The sequence below is a fragment of the Deltaproteobacteria bacterium genome (assembly GCA_026388545.1).
Lineage (GTDB): Bacteria > Desulfobacterota > Syntrophia > Syntrophales > UBA2185 > JAPLJS01.
In genome coordinates this window covers 40,064-59,374 of sequence record JAPLJS010000107.1, presented here as the reverse complement: position 1 = coordinate 59,374, position 19,311 = coordinate 40,064, and the positions used below count along the sequence as shown (strand labels likewise).

Below are 19,311 nucleotides of genomic sequence, written 5' to 3'. Positions count from 1 at the left end.
AGGCATTTATGGTTGACGATAAAGAAACGTGGAAGGAGCTAAACCAAAGATCAAGGTGGTATTCATCTCAACTGTGGTACGTGCCGTTCGCCTATATTGGCATCGTCGGGCTGGGAGTCGAAAAACTTCATAACCTCCCCCACCCGTTGGGGAACCTCGCTTATCTCATGCTGGCGCTCTTTTCTCTTGCTGTCTTCGTTCACGTATCTTCCCTCAAGTTCTATGAGAGACGCGCTGTCCTAAACATGCAGAAGCTCGAAAACCCCGTAGTTTCTGGAGGTGGAGCATCGTGGTATATGAGCTTCGCGTCCTATATGAAGCTCATGCTGATGGTTGGAAGCTACGCTTTCGCTTGGTCAGCATTGACCAATTCAGGATTGCCAATCGTCGCAGAGTGCGCTCTGAGGATTGCGGGTATCACGGCACTTTCGCTGGCGTTCGCATTAGTGTGGTCAAGAGACAGGGATCGGAATATTGAGGTCATTGCAGAGATTCGAAAGAATATGGATTGCTAAAGCATGTAATGGGGGGCAATATGAAACGATTATTGATCTTATTGGCATTGAGTTTATTAATTTTAATATCGGCATGTGCAAGTCGGATAACAACAACGCAGCCCACAACGCCGTCCGTTCATTACATCCCAATTCAGTATGAGGTCACTTATGCTCAAGGGGTAAACGCACCAGACAACTTACTCCCTCTGATAAAAAAGAAAATACAGGAATATCTTGATGATAAAGGATGGTGGGAGACAGATTCAAAGTCGGTAAGACTCTCCATCAAGATCACGAAAGTTGAAACGGCATCGGCTGCCGCAACCGTTTTCATAGGGCCTTTAGCTCCTCCCGGAAAGATATCCGGTGAAGTGGTTATTTATTATGAAGATAAAATTGTAGGTCAATACACGATAGATTCAAGTTATCGAACAGTTTCGGGTGTGGCATTGTTTTCTGATTTAGATGACAGAATCGCGGGAAAGTTTGTCAGCGAAGTTATGTATGCGGTAAGACAATAATGTCCCTATAAATCCTCTGTAAATCATGCCAGACAAGAAAAAAAGGATGCCTCCCTGCTCTGACTATGGATCTGATGAAACCATAGTAGAACACATAGTTTAATTGGTAATCCTCACCTCAATCCCAAATCGAAAACCGTTAACTTGTAGGTGAAGTCAGTCAATGCTCAATTCAACAGATTATCAACTCAAAAGTACGCATGAACCTGATGAACCCGGCATTTCTCTATCATTGTAGGGTATTAATGTGCAGACTCTATGTACTCGACTGTTTTTTCGGCGAGGGTTTTCATGACATATTCAAATTTATCCTCGTCCCTGTCGAGCAAGGTCATCCTGAAGCCGGGGACGGATGTAAAGAAAGACGTCAGCGGCACAACGCAAATCCCTGTGGAACCTAAAAGGTAATAAACAAACCGTTTATCAAACTCAATCCTTTCAGACGTCAGCTTTTCAACATACCTCTTGATATCAGGCTGTTCAATAGGCAGCTTCTGCCTGTCATTGAGTGATGCCTCGTTAAAAACCACCGACATGTAGAATGCACCGTTACTCCTGTTCACAATGAGATAGGGAACATCCTTGAGACTATTGTATGCGATGTTGGAAAGTCTTTCGTAATGGCGGATACGATCATCCAGGTATTTCTGATACTCCGGATGGGTCATGATTTTCGGAATCGCCATCTGCGGCAATGTCGTGGAACAGACCTCCGACATCTTCTGGTTCACTATGGTATCGATGTAGTCCTTGAACTTCTCGTCTTTATGAATATTATACACTTCCATCCAGCCGCACCGCGAGCCGGGCCAGGGGAACTCTTTGGAGATGCCCTTCATGCTGATGCCGGGCACATCTTCGATGATATCTGCCAGGTTCACCGTTTTTTTCCCGTTGTAGACGATATTGATATACGTCTCATCAAAAATCAGGAAGAGGTTATACTCCTTGGCAATATCCACAATCTGTTTGAGTGTCTCCGGAGAATGCACAAAACCGGTGGGATTGTCCGGATTGATAACCAGAATACCGACGATTGCTTTGTGGCTTCGCACTTTCTGTTCGAGTTCACGGATATCCGGAGACCAGTCCCGATACGGATTCATCCGGTAGGTATTCGGCGGGAAGGAGGCGTGGAGAACTTCCGCCAGGAGATGGGTTGAATACGTCGGTTCAGGCATGATGATCCGTGCATCCACACGGATGGAACTATAAGCACGGGCGATCGCATCACCTAAACCGTTAAAAAATACGATATCGTCAGCGGTTATCTGCACGTTTCCCTTTTTATTCACGCGATCTGCGAGGAATTCACGGGTTTCGTCCACGCCTTTGGTGGGACAATATCCGTAGGAATGGTCGTCCCTGAGAATTTCAATGAGAACCTCTTTCATCCAGTCAGGTATTTTTTCACCTTTATGAATGGGGTCGCCAATATTTTCCCAGGTTACTTCTATGCCATACTCTTTTAGCTTGTTGGCCACATTGACGATCTGTCGTATTTCATACACCAGACCACTGCCGCCTTTCGCAATATCGAATCTCATACACACCTCATTGGCACTTTAAAAGCTAATATACATTTTTGTATAATACAGTTCATATAAAATAGCCAATATTTTTTGATTGTAAGGCTCTCATGAATGTTGATGCCAGGTATATTTACTCATACCTCAGGGCATCTATGGGGTTGAGAAGAGAGGCTTTGTAGGCGGGGTAAAATCCAAAGAATATTCCCACGAGTCCGGAAAAGCCGAACGCCATAAATATGGAGAGCAGTGAAACGATGGTGGACCAGCCGGCAAATGCTGCAATAATTTTTGAGCCGGTAACACCGGCGATAATTCCGATGATCCCGCCGATCAGAGAAAGGGTGAGCGCCTCAATGATGAATTGCAGCCTGATATCCCAGGTTTTGGCGCCGACGGACATCCTGATTCCGATTTCTCTTGTCCGTTCCGTCACCGAGACCAGCATGATGTTCATGATCCCGATGCCGCCGACCAGAAGCGATACCGAGGCAATGGCGCCCAGAAGAAGGGTCATCACCTTTGTCGACTGCTCTGCCACCTGCATAATCTGGGTCAGGTTGCGTACTGTAAAGTCATTATCCTTTTTCGGACCGATATGGTGCCTCTGCCGAAGCAATTCGATGATCTGTTTCTCCGCCGCATTCAGATCCTCCGAGCTTTTTGCCTTCACCATAATGGTACGGACCATACCGGGGAAAGTGGTCCCGAATATCTTTTTCTGTGCCGTGGTAACGGGGATGTAAATAGTATCATCCTGATCCTGCCCCTGCGGGGACTGACCCTTCCGATCCAGGACACCAATCACCGTAAAGGGGACCTTTTTTATCCTGATGACCTGGCCTACCGGGTCTATGCTTCCAAAGAGATTCTCCATAACAGTCATCCCCAGGAGACAGACCTTTGTGGCGCTCCTTACATCCTGCTCCGTGAAGGGCCTCCCTGAAGCAAGCGGCCAGTCTCTGATGTTCAGCATACCCGGTGTGGTCCCGTAAACACCTGTCGACCAGTTCTGATTGCTGTAGACAACCTGGGCGGCGCCGTTGAGGACGGGCGCCACATCTTGAACAGCCGAGCATTCCTTGAGGATGGCATCGGCATCGTCCTTGGTAAGGGTGGGCTGGCCGCCCGATCCCATTCTCAGACCGCCCGATGTTGTACTTCCCGGAAGGATAATGATGAGGTTGCTCCCGATGCTCGCAATCTGCTGTGATATTCTCTCGCTCGCCCCTGTGCCGACGGCAAGCATGGCAATGACTGCGCCCACGCCGATGATAATCCCGAGCATGGTAAGCGCCGAGCGCATCTTGTTGACCCTGAGTGCACGGAGGGAGATTTTTAATGTCGACGGAATGTTGATCATATTTTTTACCCGGTCATGATACCTTTTTCTTCGACAGGCTCTTTTCTTTCGTCGCTGACGACCCGTCCATCGAGGAAACGGATGGTTCGCCGACTATAGGTTGCGATATCCGGTTCATGGGTGACGAGGACGATTGTAATATGCGATTCCTGATTCAGCCTGACCAGGAGCTCCATGATCTCAATGCTTGTCTTTGTATCCAGGTTTCCCGTCGGCTCATCGGCAAGGATAAGGGGTGCGTCATTTACCAGTGCCCTGGCAATGGCAACCCGCTGCTGCTGCCCGCCGGAGAGCTGATTAGGGTTGTGATGTTCTCTCCCCTCCAGTCCCAGGGTTTTCAGGGCTTCCAGGGAGCGTTTTTTTCTTTCGCCGTGCGAAACATTATTATACAGCATTGGCAGCTCCACATTTTCAAGCGCCGACGTTCTTGGAAGAAGGTTGAACCCCTGGAAAACGAAACCGATCTTCGCGTTTCTGATAGACGCCAGTTCATCACGATTGAGACTGCCGACATCAATCCCATCAAGCAGGTATTGACCCTTCGTTGGTTGGTCAAGGCACCCTACGACATTCATGAAGGTCGATTTTCCGGAACCCGACGGACCCATAATGGCGACAAACTCTCCCTGTTCAATCTTCACGGACACCCCATCGAGGGCATGGACGGCAGTCTCGCCCAATTCATAAATTTTATATAGATCCGCTGTCTCAATCAGTGCCATTTTATCGTATAAATCCCGGACCGGCCGGCGGTGTGTTACCCTTTTTCCCGCCGCCTGTTTCTTCCACAATTATTTCATTACTCTCTTTCAAATTATCGGAAATGATTTCGGTATAATTCCCGTCACTGATACCTAAGGCCACACTGATTCGTTTTGGCTTTCTGTTTTCCAGAACCCATACACCGGGTCCCTTCTGGGCAAGTGCTTCCTTTCCTCTTTCAGCTCCTTTTTCAGCGGGCCTGAACCTCAGGGCCGCATTGGGTATTCTGAGAACCCCCTTTTTATCCGCCAGTATAATCGAGACATTAGCCGTCATCCCCGGCTTCAGTTTGAGATCGGGGTTGTCTACCTTGACCACCACGTCGTAGGTTACCACATTCTGAACGGTGGTAGGAGCGCTTCGGACCTCAGAAACCTTTCCTTTAAAAGTTATATCGGCGTATGCATCAACGGTAAACTCCACGGGCTGATCAACCTTGATTTTGCCGATATCCGCCTCGTCGACATTGGTGTCGATCTGCATCTTTGTAAGATCCTGGGCGATATTAAAGAGAGTCGGCGTTTGGAAACTTGCGGCTACTGTTTGGCCGACATCCACGTTTCTTGATATGACCGTCCCGTCCACAGGTGAGACGATCTTTGCGTACCTCAAGTTGATCTCCGCAAAATCGAGGGCTGCCTTTGCCTGCTCAGCTTGGGCTTTCGAGGCTGAAAGCTGGGCTACAGCCGATTGATGATTTGTTTCCGAAGTATCAAGGTCGCTCCTTGCAATGAAATTCCTGGCAAAAAGGACCCTGTTTCTTTCCATGATTCTCTTTGCATCAAGGCGGGCAGCCTCTGACTTCTGTACGTTTGCCTTCGCCAGGAGAACATTGGCCCTTGCCTGTTCGACCTGAGCCTGAAATGTTGCAGGATCTATCTGGGCCAGAATCTGGCCCTTTTTAACAGGAGAATTGAAATCGACGTAAAGGGTCTTGATCGTTCCCGAAACCTGTGTCCCGACGAGGACCGTTACGACGGCATTCATCGTCCCTGTCGCAGTCACCGTTGCCTTAATATCTCCTTTTCCCACCTTTTCCGTTCTGAATTTCGGGCCATTTTCTTTATTGTTAAAAAAGAAAAACGCGCCTGCTGCCAGTATTATAAGGACGATGGTGATACCAATGATGATTTTCTTTTTCATTTTCCTTCTCTTGCGCACCCTTTCTTATTTCTCGCCCATGGCTTTCTCCATGCTTGCCTGAGCGACCTTATAGTCATAAAGCGCAGCAATATAGGCTGTTTTCACGTTGGAGTGTGATACAAGGGCATCGGTGACCTCTATAGGACTGCCCACACCGGAGGCATACCTCCCATTGGCAAGCTCAATGTTTTCCGTTGCCTGCCGCACCGCGAGTTCGGCAGTGGAAATACTCTCACTTGCCTGCTGTAAATTCAGGTATGCCTGCTCCACATCGAGGTGGATTGCCTGCCTCAGAGACTCTTCATTGGCCCTCAGAATGTCCAGATTTGCCCTGGCTTCCTCTACCTGGTATTTTGTTGAAAGACCACTGAAAAGGGGAAACGTGAGTGTCGCCCCAACGTTCCATCCTCTATCAAGGGGAAACTCTTCCCCGCCGAAGCCATAGCCCGCATTACCTGATAACGTCGGATAGTAGCCTTTTTTTTGCAGTTCAATAGTTTTTTCCGAAGCTTCCTTTTTTGTAATGATAGACTGGAGGTCGGGTCGGCCGGCATAGGCCTGTTTCAGGGCATCATTGAAAGACATTTGATACTTCTGGAAGCCAAAGTCGTCGACTATGTTGTACTCCGGCGCCTCCGGAATACCGATTGCGTTGTTAAGATTCACTCTTGCGATTCGGTGAGCGTTTTCCCCTTTGATGAGATTCAGTTTCGCATTACTTAAATCGACCTCTGCCTTTGTCACATCAAATTTCGGCTTCGTACCTACCTCAAAAAAACCCTTTGCCTGGTCTAAATGCTGCTGGAACTGCTGAACCGTTTCTATAGCGACATCCCGGTTCCTTTTCGCCTGCAAAACAGTAAAATATGTTTGTTTAACACCGAAAACGATCTGACTTGAAACATTTTCAAGATCCCTTCGGGATGAATCGAGGTTCAGATTCTGAATCTTTACCTGGGTTGATGTCTTTTCAAAATCATAGATGTTCTGGCTCAGCGTCACGTTACTCTGATATTGGTCATAGGCATCACTTCCCCCGGAAAGGCGGGGCGAGACAGTAGCGTTTTTGCTGTAAATTCTGCTGTAATTGGATGACCAGTTGATCTGCGGGTAATAATTCGCTTTTGCTTGACCGATCCTGCTCTGGTAAATATTTACGCTCCCCATCGCTGCAACGATATTTGGCTGTTTTTTGAGGGATATTTCAATACATTGTCGGAGGTCGAGTGTATCGCCTTTTTTTATGAGTTCCTCTGCACCTGCGTTGAGAGGTACTATCAATACTATGGAAAGCAAGAAAAAAATGATTTTTTGCATATAACCAATCTATACTTCTATCTTTTCGATGAAAGATTTTAAGGCTTCAATAAATTTTGCCGTACCTTATCATCAAAATATCAAAAATATAATTTATTTCTGTCAATCATGTCATGGCGATATTATTTTCATCAGAACAGCAATTACCATACCAGTCGCCTCAATGGCGATGTAACGATTTGATATTATATGGTTATTTAAAAGCACATGGATATTGTATGATCTTTAACACCTCTTTTATCAGCGCTCATTATTCAGAGAGAATGTTTTATAAACAGCGCCCCTTGGGTATTGGCGGATGGCGCCTGTTAGATAGAAACCTCAGTCTATCAGGTCCATTTCTTATTTCATATTTTTGGTTCATCCGGTTGATGCGTACTTCCTGAAGGTGACGTTTGACAAAGCTTGTGGAAAGGTGTAGATTTCCACTGCAAATCCTCAATATTTTGAAATCGTTTTGGGGGATAAAACCTAGTACAGTGTTCCCAGATTCGCCTATCACGATCTTACCTATATGAGACTTTATTATATGAATAATAGGCTAAAAGGGAGACTCAATGTCGCACAAAAATGAACCAGCGCATGATCTCAACAGTCAAAAAGATCAATTCGTAAAATATCTTGATAGCGAAATAATATATTTAGATAAAACATTAATGCGCCCAGGCTGGACGAAATGGGCAATTATCGGGAGTATTGCAACTGTAATATGGATTATCATCAACCGACTGGATGCTGGTAAATACTTAATTGGGAATATCGTTATAATTACTGTCTCAATTTCCCTATGTATAGATATATACCAAATTATCAAAATATTCGTGCCAAAGATCAATTTACCTTTACATGAAAAGAGGTTTAGCTTTTCGACTTATGTATTAGGAAGTAACAGGGCATATTTAACACTGCATCTCATGCGTGCTTCACTAGTAATCATAATAATTTATTTAATGAGTAATATCCCTTCACAGATAACAAAATACTCCATCTATATCTCCAATATCATGCAAGGTACGGCGATACTTTCCCTTATCTTATGCAGCTTTTTCATGCTCCCCATGCCACTATACGAATCAAAAAATATGCGTTCTAAGAGTATAAATTTTATCTTATTAGTGATGTTATTATGTTCAATTGTAGGTCTTTGGGGATTAATAGAACTCCTTAGAGTAAGTCGAGATAGTATATCAATAGAGGACATCCAAATTCCCTTTCTTGTTTACGCTATATACTATCTGTTTATGTTGTTGACTTACTGTAGCCAAGAATATCCTCTTATAAATAAATTAGTTAATATTAAGAGGTTCCTTGTTTTTAATAAGATTTCTTTGGAAGATGCGAGAAAACAAGCTGAAATAGCAATTACCGGGCTAAAAATATCAGAGATATTTCAGGATATAATAAATGAAATAATATCAGACTTCCAACTATTCAATGAATGCGTTGACAAGCTATCTATGAAATTTGAAACATCAAACGATCTTCTAAGTGAGCCAGAAACAGATGTGAAAATAAGAAACTTAGATATTGTTAAGACAAGCGCAACTGACTACGAAGCAAAAACATTAATGAAAAATGCGGATAGGCTAATAGATGATATATCGATAAAGGTGAAAAAATTTCACTTCACAACAGACTTTGTGGTAGGTGTTGACAAAAACATGAGTAATGACATCAATAATGTGCTAAATCAAATAACGGAGATAATGGAAGTATCGGGGCTTAGATTTAAGCAATTAAAACAGAAAATCGAAGATTTCTATAAAGTACTGGAAGAAACGGAACAAGGTTCCTCCCATACAAGAGAGCAATAGGTAACGTCCACGTTCTTGTCATATCGAATGTTTTAAAAGGCATTCCTTACCTTTTAAGGATTGAGTAGCTTGCGGACTTGTAGGTGAAGTCAGTCAAGGCTCAATTCAACAGATTATCAACTCAAAAGTGCGCATCAACCGGATGAACCATATTTTTATTGACATAATAAATATATCAACGCAATATCCCTGATATGATTGTGACAAAGAAAGCAGAGAAAAATGCCGAACCTGTCTCTTAAACCGACCCACAAAGTTATCAAGACCTATTACAGCGCTATTTCAAATCTGACACAACTCGATCTATTATCTGAAGGAGCCGTTGCTCCGGCTTTTGCCGCTCTCCTCCGGCATTGCGCTCACCAGTTTCAATGGACATTGGCCGAGCAGTTCACCCTCAGACGAGAGAAGAAGACCATCCGCGTGGATGGCGCCCTGATCGACGCCTTTAAGCTGATTCACGGTGTCTGGGAGGCAAAGGACACCACCGATGACCTTGAGAAGGAAATCGCGAAGAAATTCAGGACGGGCTACCCGAAGGACAACATCCTTTTCCAGGCCCCTGAGCGTATCATTCTCTATCAGAACAGCCAGGAGGTCTTCAACGCCTCCATCACGAGGCCGGAAAAGCTCATAGAGGCTATCCAGACTTTCTTTTCCTGGCAGCCCCCGGCGTATGAGGCCTGGGAGCGGGCTGTCGAGGAGTTTAAACTGAAAGTGCCGGAACTGGGGGCGGGGCTTCTCAAACTGATCGAAAAGGAACGGATCAATAACCAGCCCTTCCTCCGGGCCTTTAACACCTTCGCCGCCCTGTGCCGTCAGACCCTCAACCCGAATCTTTCCGATCAGGCTGTAGAAGAGATGCTCATCCAGCACCTCCTGACAGAACGTATCTTCCGGAAGGTCTTTGACACCCCCGATTTTGTGGAGCGCAACATCATCGCCCATGAGATCGAAAAGGTCATCCAGACCCTGACCTCGGCCTATTTCAACCGGAAGGAGTTTCTGAAATCACTCGATCATTTCTATGGGGCCATCGAATCGGCCGCCACCACCATCGACGACTTCTCGCAGAAGCAGGCTTTTCTTAATACGGTTTACGAGAAGTTCTTCCAGGGCTTTTCCGTCAAGGTAGCGGACACCCACGGCATCGTCTACACCCCCCAGCCCGTTGTGGATTTCATGGTCCAATCCGTTCAGGATATCCTCAAAAAGGAATTCGGACGCTCCCTCTCTGATCCCGGAGTACACATCCTCGATCCCTTCGTGGGAACGGGGAATTTCATCCTGCGGATCATGCGGGAGATCAGGCGGAGCCGGCTAACCCACAAATACGCTTCCGAAATTCACTGCAACGAGGTGATGCTGCTGCCCTACTACATCGCCGCCATGAACATCGAGCACGCCTTGTACGAACTCACGGGAACCTATCAGCCATTTCCCGGCCTGTGCCTGGTCGACACCTTCGAGCTGGCGGAGGCGAAACAGAGCGAGATTTTCACAGAGGAGAATACTGAGCGCATCCTGGCCCAGCAGGCGGCGCCCATCTTCGTCATCATCAGCAATCCGCCCTATAACGCCGGGCAGGTCAATGAAAACGACAACAACAAGAACCGGAAATACAGGGTCATGGATAAACGGGTTGCCGACACCTATGCGAAAGGCTCCAAAGCCACAAACAAGAACGCCCTTTCCGACGTCTATGTCAAGGCCATCCGCTGGGCGTCCGACCGGATCGGCGACGAAGGGATCGTGGCCTTCATTACAAACAACAGCTTCATCGAGGGGATCGCTTTTGACGGGATGCGGAAACACCTGGCGCAGGATTTCGACGCCATCTACGTCCTCGACCTGGGAGGTAATGTTCGGAAAAACCCAAAACTCTCCGGCTCGATGCATAATGTCTTCGGCATTCAGGTGGGCGTAAGCATCAACCTGTTTGTGAGAAAGGGCAACACGCTGCCGGGAAGTATAAAAATTCATTATTCCCGACTGGATGAATACTGGCGGAAAGAACAGAAATACGACTTCCTGGATCAGAAACAGCAGCGGATGAATATCGAATGGCAGGAAATTACACCCGACAAAAACCATACCTGGCTCACCGCCGGTCTGGACAACGCCTTCGGGACGTTTCTGCCGATGGGGTCAAAGGGATCGAAGACAGACACTGAACATGCGGTAATTTTTGAAATTCACGGCAGCGGCGTAAAGACGAACCGCGACACCTGGGCATATCATTTCCGGCGGGATGAACTGGCCCAGAATATCGCACGGATGATCGAAACCTATAACGACCACGTCGCCCGCTGGGGCCGTCTGACAACGAAACCCAACGTCGATGATTTTGTAAACAATGACGAACGGAAGATCAGTTGGAGCAGGGACCTTAAACTGGATTTGAAACGGGGCCGTTTTGCCGAATTCAACGAGGACAAAATCCGCCACTCTCTCTATCGCCCCTTTGTTAAACAACATCTTTTCTTCGACCGCATCTTGAATGAAGAGGTTTACCAGATGCCCGCCATTTTCCCCGACTCTGCTACGGAAAAAGAGAACCGTATCATCTGCGTCAGTGGCATCGGCAGTACCAAACCGTTTCAGACATTAATGACATGCAAGATCCCTTCTCTCGACTTTCTTGAAAAGACACAGTGTTTTCCTTTCTACACATACAATGAAGACGGGACAAACCGAAGAGAGAACATCACGGACGGAGCACTGGCGCAATTCAGGGAACAGTACGGCGATGCGGCCTTAACGAAATGGGACATCTTCCACTATATCTACGCCCTGCTCCACCATCCGGCATACCGGGAGACCTACGCCGCCAATCTCCGGCGGGAACTGCCCCGCATCCCCTTCGCCCCGGACTTCCGGGATTTTGCCAGGGCAGGGGCAAAACTGGCGGACCTTCATATCCATTACGAAGACCGGCCTGAACATCCCCTCCGGTGGATCGAAAACCCCGACGCCCCCATGACCTATCGTGTCGAAAAGATGAAACTCACGAAAGACAAGACCGCCGTTATCGTCAATGATTTTCTGACGTTGAGCGGTATTCCGCCCGCCGCCTCCGAATACCGCCTCGGCAACCGCTCCGCCCTGGAATGGATCATCGATCAGTACCAGGTCAGCACCGATCCCCGCAGCGGCATCGACAACGATCCCAACCGCCCCGACGACTCCCAGTACATCATCCGTCTCATCGGCAAGATCGTCACCGTCAGCCTGGAAACGGTGCACCTTGTCAAAACTATGCCAGCATTGACACCTTAAAATGGAGAACAAGAAATGAAATCCCATCCAGATTATGGTCGAAAGGCTGTTCTGATCGATGGCTGCCGTATCCCCTTCCTGAGGGCCGGGACAGGGTACAGAGACCTCATGTCCTACGACCTGGGAAGACTTGCCATAAGCGCTCTCGTCAAACGAACCCGGATCGAACCGGAAAAGATCGACCGGGTTATCATGGGATGCGTGATTGCCAATCTTGCAACGACCAACGTCGCACGGGAGGCCGCCCTGGGCGCAGGTCTTCCCGTTAGCATTCCTGCCTTTACCGTGACGCTCGCCTGTGTTTCCGCCAATGTGGCAATCACGACCGGCGTAGATCTTATCCGCACGGGTCAGGCCGACGTGGTGATTGCCGGGGGAACGGAAAGCATGTCCGATATTCCCATCTGTTACCGAAAGCCCTTTAGACGGAAACTCATGGAGGCTCAGAAATACAAAGGGATGAAGGATTACCTGGAATTCCCCAAAGGGCTCGGTTTTAAAGACCTCCTGCCGGAAATCCCTGCCATTGCCGAGTTTTCTACGGGGCGCTCGATGGGAGAGGACTGTGACCGTCTTGCCGCCCGCCTGCAGATCAGCCGGGAGGAGCAGGATCGTTATGCCGTCCGTTCTCACTTAGCCGCTGCACGTGCAACGGTCGAAGGCATCCTGCGCTCTGAAATAGAACCCGTCCGGGTGCCTCCGGATTTTCAGCCCATAGATAAAGACAATGGCTTCAGGGGTGACACCTCCTTCGAAAAGATGAGCAGCCTGAAACCGGCCTTCGTGAAAAAGTACGGAACGGTAACGCCCGGGAATTCCTCTTTTCTCACCGATGGGGCCGCCGCTGTTCTGCTTATGGCAGAGGACGTCGCCCTGTCGCTTGGGTTTACCCCCAAGGCCGCGATCCGCGCATATGCTTACACGGCCCAGGACCCTTATGAAGAACTTCTTTTAGGACCTGCCTACGCGACACCGAAAGTCTTAGAATTGGCCGGACTCACACTCCAGAATATAGATATCTTTGAATTTCATGAGGCATTTGCCGGACAGATCCTGGCGAATTTGAAATGCCTTGCCTCGGATGATTTCTCCCGTGATAAACTTGGCCGTTCTGAAAAAGTTGGGGAGGTCCCCCTGGAAAAATTCAACACCCTGGGCGGTTCCCTGTCCCTGGGGCACCCCTTCGGGGCTACAGGAGCCAGATTGGTAACGACGGCAGCCAATCGTCTCATCCGGGAAGACGGGACATTCGCCCTCATCGCTTCCTGTGCCGCAGGGGCTACAGGAAACGCAATTATTTTGGAACGCTGGAAGTAGAAAACTTGCTAATTAAACTCCCCCTTTTGTAAAGGGGGATGCAGGGGGATTTTACGTGGCTGAACAAATCCCCCCAGCCCCCCTTTATTAAGGGGGGATTAGCAACAAATTCTATTTTCATAATTAATGACAAAAGTGACAATGGAGGCGGCAATGCCCGACACACAGATCGAGAAAGAAAACGGTGTGGCAATAGTCTGGTTGGATCAGCCGGGCGAGAAGGTCAATACAATATCCCTCGACCTCGTGGATACATTCACAACAATCCTTAACAATCTCGAAGATGACGAGACAGTCAAAGGGGTCGTCCTGATCAGCCGGAAACCGGACAACTTCATCGCCGGTGCAGACATCGAAAAATTCAAAGATATGAAAAGTCCTGAAGAAGCAGAAATGCTGAGCCGTCAGGGGCATGTCCTTTTGAACCGGATGGCGGCTTTTCCCAAACCTATTGTGGCAGCCCTTCACGGGGCAACCCTCGGGGGTGGCCTCGAAGTGGCCCTGGCCTGCCATTACCGCATCGCCAGTGATGATCCAAAGACGGTTCTTGCCCTGCCGGAAGTAAAGTTGGGGCTCCTCCCCGGCGGAGGGGGTACCCAGCGTCTCCCGCGCCTTATCGGATTACAGGCCGCTCTTGATATGATGCTCACGGGGAAAAATATCTACCCCCAACAGGCGAAGAAAATGGGGCTTGTGGACGATCTCATCCATCCTTATGGCCTTCTCCAGGCGGCAAAAAAGGTCGCCCTCGAACTTGCCGATCACCCTCCGGAGCGCAAAAAAAGACAACCCTTCCTGGCTAAACTATTGGAAAGCACATCCTTCAGCCGAAACGTCGTTTACAAAAAGGCAAAGGAGCTGGTTCAAAAACAGACGTGGGGAAACTATCCTGCCCCCTTCAAAATTATTGAATGTGTACAAGCGGGAATGGAAAAAGGTCTGGAAGCAGGGCTCGAAGCGGAAACAAAAAAATTTGGCGAGCTCATGGTAAGCCCACAGTCCCGGGAGCTGGTGCAGATATTTTTGAGCATGACGGCCCTGAAAAAGAATCCCCTTAAAGATCGGGTACGTCCAGTCAAGAAAATCGGCATTCTGGGAGCAGGACTCATGGGATCGGGGATCGCTAATATAAGCGTCACAAACGGTATGGAGGTTCTTCTCAAGGACATCAGTTACGAGGCCGTCGGGCAGGGAGAAAAGGCGATCTGGCAGGATATGGACGGCAAGGTAAAAAAGAAAGCTCTTTCACCCTTCCAGCGGGACCTTACCTTAAGCCGGATTACGGGAACCGTTGACTATCGAGATTTCGAAAGGGCGGATCTCATCATCGAGGCGGTTTTCGAGGACCTGGATATCAAGAGGAGCATTCTCGCGGAGACAGAAGCTGTTACAAGAGAGGATGCGATCTTTGCCAGCAATACCTCCTCGCTTCCCATCGGGAGCATTGCCGCGGCAGCGAAACGCCCTGAACAGGTCATCGGGATGCACTACTTTTCACCCGTTCCCAGGATGCCGCTCCTGGAGATCATCGTCACGGAAAAAACGGCGGACTGGGTCAGGGCGACGGCGCTTGACGTGGGCATCCGGCAGGGAAAGACGGTCATCGTCGTGAACGACGGGCCCGGTTTTTACACAACACGCATCCTGGCGCCCCTTTTGAACGAAGCTTTAGAGCTTCTTGATGAAGGCGGCGACATTAAAGAAATCGACAGGGCAATGCGCCAGTTCGGTTATCCCGTCGGACCCATCGCGCTTTTGGATGAGGTCGGAATTGATGTGGGAGCGCATGTTTCAAATGTCCTGAGCCCGCTCTTCATTGCCAGAGGCGGTACACCGAATACAGCCATGGCAAGGCTCTTTGCAGCCGGCTACAAAGGACGGAAAAACAACCGGGGATTTTATCTCTACGGTAATCCGGCAAGCAGGAAAAAGAAGGAAGTTAACGAAGAGATCTATTCCTTCTTCGGTGGACCGAAGCGGAGAAAGTTCGACTTGCCGATGATCCAGAACCGCTTATCCCTCGTCATGGTAAATGAGGCGGCCCTCTGTCTTCAGGAAGGTATCCTGCAATCACCGCGGGATGGCGATATCGGCGCCGTTTTCGGGCTGGGCTTTCCCCCTTTTCTCGGGGGACCTTTCCGTTTTATAGACAGCCTGGGGCTCCCGAAGATTCTTTCCCTTCTTGAGAAACTGGAACGGCAATGCGGACAGAGATTTACCCCGGCGCAGATACTCCGTGACCGCGAGGCAAAGAATCAGCATTTCTATGCGTAAAGCTACCGGGTGATAACGATTTGGAAGTTGAGGTCCCTATGACATTCAAAAATTTTAATCAGGTTCTCTTGAATAGCTTTTCCCGGTATGCCCAGGCCCCGGCTTTAATGTTCAAATCCGTAGGATATTACCGGACCATATCCTACGGTGAATTCAAAGACATCTGTTTTCGCGTGGCTTCCGGCTTGATGAAGAAGGGCCTCCAGCCCGGCGACCGGATAGCCATCTTTTCACAAAACCGCCCGGAATGGGCCGAGGCCGATACGGGGGCGCTTTTAGCCGGCGCCGTCAATTCGGCAATTTACGCCTCTTCTCTCTCCGACGAAGCCGCATTTATCATTCAAAACCTGGACGCTTCCTTCCTCTTTGTAGAGGATAATCTCCAGCTCGAAAAAATCCTTGCCGTCAGGGATACAATTCCCAGCGTCAAAAATGTCTTTGTTTTTACCGAACCCTTCTCCGGGAGCCATTCTTCCTGGGTTTTACCCTTTTCAGAGCTTCTGCAGGAAGAGCCTTCACCGGAAGCGATTGCAAGAATCCATGGACTCGCCGAACATATCAGAGGCGAAGACACCATGTGCATTATCTATACAAGCGGAACAACCGGAAACCCGAAGGGTGTCGTCCTCACCCACAATAATTACATCAAAACAATCGAAATACTCATTGAGCATGTACAGGATACCGGCAAACTGAAACGCAACATCAGTTTTCTTCCCCTTGCCCATGCCTTTGAGCGTTTTGCCGGTTATTACATGCTTCTCTCCATGGGAATTTGTATCGCCTACGCTGAAAGTCTCGATAAACTTCTTGAAAATTTCCGGGAGGTTAAGCCTAATTTCTTCGTTGCCGTTCCCCGTGTCTTTGAAAAGATTCATGCCAGGATCACCCAGGGCGTCCGATCAGCCTCTCCTGTCAGAAAGGCAATTTTCTTCTGGGCTCTGGGTATAGGAAAAAAAGTGGGGCGCTCCAAAATGCTCGGGCATCCTCTCCCATGGTATCTTACAATATGCCATCGCCTGGCAGATGCCCTCCTCTTCAAAAAAGTAAAGGGATCCTTCGGCGGGCAATTAGAATTCTGCGTCTCCGGCGGGGCGCCCCTCAGCAAAGAGGTTGCAGAGTTCTTCGATGCCATGGGTATCCTGATCATGGAAGGATGGGGAGCCACGGAAGCGACAACTCCATCTACGCTTAATAGTCCCTATGACTACCGCTTCGGCACGGTGGGAAAGCCTCTTCCCGGTGTTGAAGTGCGTGTCGCCCCGGACGGTGAGTTAGAAGTGAAAGGCCCCAATGTCTTCAGGGAATACTGGCGAAACCCGGAGGAAACAAAAGCTACATTCACTCCCGACGGATTTTACCGGACAGGCGATATCGGGGAAATTAATGAGGAAGGCCGGATAATCATTACGGATCGGAAAAAGCAGCTTATTATTACCTCAAGCGGCAAGAATATCGCACCGGCTCCCATCGAAAACCTGCTTCTCGGCGGCAGGCATATCGAGATGGCCTACGTCCATGGCGATCGGCGCAATTATCTCACAGCACTTCTGGTGCTGGATCAAAACGCCGTTAAGGCGACAGCCGAGTATCATGGGATTAAAGATTGCCCCTGGCCGGAATTGATCAATCATCCCCTGATCGCGGAAAAAGTACAAAAAGAGGTGGACCGGACGAACGATCAGCTTCCGCGGTTTATGCAGGTCAAGTATTTCCGTATCCTTCAGGAGCCTTTTTCCATCGAAGGCGGTGAAATGACCCCAACGATGAAACTGAAAAAAAGGGTTGTTGAGGAGCGATACAAAGACCTTCTTGATAGTATGTATACGGAAGGTTAAAGGGACAAGGAACAAGGTGCAAGGGAAAAGGAGTGTTTATGAGATCGTTATATTTTACCACGGATCATGAAATGTTCAGGCATACGGTGCGGCAGTTTATTGAAAAGGAGGTTGTTCCGAACGCGGAAGAATGGGAGAAGAACCAACGCATCCCCCGTTCGATCTGGAACAGGATGGGAGATTTAGGGTTTCTCGGCATCAATTACCCTGAAAAATACGGCGGAACGGGGGCGGACTTCTTCTACTCTGTCGTCTTTCTCGAAGAAATACCCCGCTCCACTCTGGGAGGATTCGCTGCCGCTGTCAGCGTCCATGAGTATATGGCGGCGGAGTACATATATCGTTTCGGAAGTGAAGAGTTGAAGCACAATTACCTGATCCCCTCCATCATGGGAAAGAAGATCGGAGCGCTGGCCATCACCGAACCGAATACGGGCTCCGATGTGGCAGCCATCCGGACCAGGGCGGTCAGGCAAGGCGATCACTATATCATCAACGGATCAAAGACATTTATAACCAACGGTGTATTCGGGGATTTCATTGTGACGGCGACAAAAACGGACACTGAGGCCGGGGCAGGCGGGATCAGCCTGATACTTGTGGACAAAGATACACCGGGCTTCTCATCACGGCAACTCCATAAGATGGGCTGGCACTGTTCCGACACAGGGGAACTCACCTTCGAAGACGCCCGCGTACCCGTCACGAATCTGATCGGCGAAGAAAACAGGGGATTCTATTACATCATGGAGTGCTTCCAGTTGGAGCGTCTGGTCAGCGCCATCGGCTCCATCAGCGGCGCCTTTCTCGGACTGGAATCGACCCTGAAATACATCAAAGAGCGGCAGGCTTTCAACCGGCCCCTGGCAAAGTTCCAGGTTATCCGGCATGCGCTGGCAGACTTGAAGACGGAACTCGAAGCGGCCCGGCAGCTCACCTATTACACGGCCTGGCTCCACAGCCAGGGCGAGACGGCTGTCGATTATTCCTCCATGGCCAAACTCCTCACGAGCGAGCTTGCCAAGAAGACAGCCGATGTTTGCCTCCAGTTCTTCGGCGGCTATGGCTATATGGATGAATATCTGATCTCCAGGATGTATCGCGATGTCCGGGTCGGTACGATCGTCGGCGGCACCTCCGAGATCATGAGGGAAATTATATCCCGTATCATGATCGACCAGGTGGATTATCAGCCCGCTCAGGAAAGAAAGGAAAAGAAGGAAGCACAGCCCGAAGCGACAAAGGCAGAACCGGTCGTTCCTATCCCACAAACGGCGGCTGAAATCATTCAATCCCTGCCGAAACGGTTTCGACCCGAAAAGGCCGGAGACTGGGAAACGATATTTCATTTTGACATCTCCGGACCCGAAGGCGGACCGTTCACGGTAAATATCAAGAAGGGACAATGCACCGTGGATCCCGGAATCACGGGTGAGGCAAAGTGTACCGTAACAGTCTCGGACAAGGTATACCAGGATATCGAACTGGGTAAAATGAAAGCGGAAGTGGCTTTCATGACGGGTAAAATCAGAATGTCAGATTTAGGAGAGATGATGCAGTTTACAAAAGTGTTTCAGAGATTTGAGAAGATGTGAGGATAAAACTTTGCCCCCCACTTAGCGTGGTAGATTTTCAAAGATTTCATTTTATATCCCGC

13 protein-coding genes and 1 pseudogene are annotated in these 19,311 nt (G+C 48.8%); 9 read left to right on the top strand and 5 right to left on the bottom strand.

Going from position 1 to position 19,311, the window contains the following annotated elements; translation table 11 throughout:
• Nucleotides 1-8: 8 nt before the first annotated feature.
• On the top strand, nucleotides 9-515 hold the full coding sequence (locus NTW12_13010; protein MCX5847254.1) for a hypothetical protein: 507 nt from the start codon (nucleotides 9-11) through the stop codon (nucleotides 513-515).
• A 20-nt stretch (nucleotides 516-535) separates the two neighbouring features.
• Nucleotides 536-1,018, top strand: a complete 483-nt coding sequence (locus tag NTW12_13005; GenBank protein MCX5847253.1) for a hypothetical protein — start codon at nucleotides 536-538, stop codon at nucleotides 1,016-1,018.
• Nucleotides 1,019-1,260: 242 nt separating this feature from the next.
• Here NTW12_13005 and NTW12_13000 read toward each other — a convergent pair whose 3' ends face one another.
• From NTW12_13000 to NTW12_12980, 5 genes are all read right to left on the bottom strand, one after another.
• Nucleotides 1,261-2,565 carry a pyridoxal phosphate-dependent aminotransferase gene (locus NTW12_13000; protein MCX5847252.1) on the bottom strand — a complete coding sequence of 435 codons (1,305 nt, stop codon included), beginning with the start codon at nucleotides 2,563-2,565 and terminating at the stop codon, nucleotides 1,261-1,263.
• A gap of 115 nt (nucleotides 2,566-2,680) precedes the next feature.
• The gene (locus tag NTW12_12995) at nucleotides 2,681-3,910 is read right to left on the bottom strand and encodes an ABC transporter permease (protein ID MCX5847251.1); all 1,230 of its coding nucleotides are present in this window, start codon (nucleotides 3,908-3,910) and stop codon (nucleotides 2,681-2,683) included.
• 5 nt (nucleotides 3,911-3,915) lie between these two features.
• Nucleotides 3,916-4,632 (bottom strand): ABC transporter ATP-binding protein, encoded by a 717-nt coding sequence (locus NTW12_12990; protein ID MCX5847250.1) that lies wholly within the window; start codon nucleotides 4,630-4,632, stop codon nucleotides 3,916-3,918.
• Between the two features lies 1 nt (nucleotide 4,633).
• Nucleotides 4,634-5,815, bottom strand: a complete 1,182-nt coding sequence (locus NTW12_12985; protein MCX5847249.1) for an efflux RND transporter periplasmic adaptor subunit — start codon at nucleotides 5,813-5,815, stop codon at nucleotides 4,634-4,636.
• Between the two features lie 24 nt (nucleotides 5,816-5,839).
• A complete protein-coding gene (locus NTW12_12980) occupies nucleotides 5,840-7,132 on the bottom strand; it encodes a TolC family protein (GenBank protein ID MCX5847248.1) in 1,293 nt (430 codons plus the stop codon).
• A 557-nt stretch (nucleotides 7,133-7,689) separates the two neighbouring features.
• Between NTW12_12980 and NTW12_12975 the strand changes: the two genes are divergently transcribed.
• The 7 genes and pseudogenes from NTW12_12975 (at nucleotide 7,690) to NTW12_12945 (ending at nucleotide 19,249) form a co-directional block, all read left to right on the top strand.
• Entirely contained in the window at nucleotides 7,690-8,946 is a 1,257-nt protein-coding gene (locus tag NTW12_12975) for a hypothetical protein (protein ID MCX5847247.1), read from the top strand.
• A 222-nt stretch (nucleotides 8,947-9,168) separates the two neighbouring features.
• Entirely contained in the window at nucleotides 9,169-12,225 is a 3,057-nt protein-coding gene (locus tag NTW12_12970) for an N-6 DNA methylase (GenBank protein MCX5847246.1), read from the top strand.
• 15 nt (nucleotides 12,226-12,240) lie between these two features.
• The gene (locus tag NTW12_12965) at nucleotides 12,241-13,542 is read left to right on the top strand and encodes an acetyl-CoA C-acyltransferase (protein MCX5847245.1); all 1,302 of its coding nucleotides are present in this window, start codon (nucleotides 12,241-12,243) and stop codon (nucleotides 13,540-13,542) included.
• Between the two features lie 153 nt (nucleotides 13,543-13,695).
• Complete coding sequence (gene fadJ / locus NTW12_12960) at nucleotides 13,696-15,816, top strand: fatty acid oxidation complex subunit alpha FadJ (GenBank protein MCX5847244.1); 2,121 nt, start codon at nucleotides 13,696-13,698, stop codon at nucleotides 15,814-15,816.
• Nucleotides 15,817-15,854: 38 nt separating this feature from the next.
• A complete protein-coding gene (locus NTW12_12955) occupies nucleotides 15,855-17,654 on the top strand; it encodes a long-chain fatty acid--CoA ligase (protein MCX5847243.1) in 1,800 nt (599 codons plus the stop codon).
• A gap of 38 nt (nucleotides 17,655-17,692) precedes the next feature.
• Nucleotides 17,693-18,853 (top strand): annotated as a pseudogene (locus tag NTW12_12950) (acyl-CoA dehydrogenase family protein).
• On the top strand, nucleotides 18,836-19,249 hold the full coding sequence (locus NTW12_12945) for an SCP2 sterol-binding domain-containing protein (GenBank protein MCX5847242.1): 414 nt from the start codon (nucleotides 18,836-18,838) through the stop codon (nucleotides 19,247-19,249). The pseudogene NTW12_12950 and the gene NTW12_12945 overlap by 18 nt, the downstream one beginning before the upstream one ends.
• Nucleotides 19,250-19,311 lie beyond the last annotated feature (62 nt).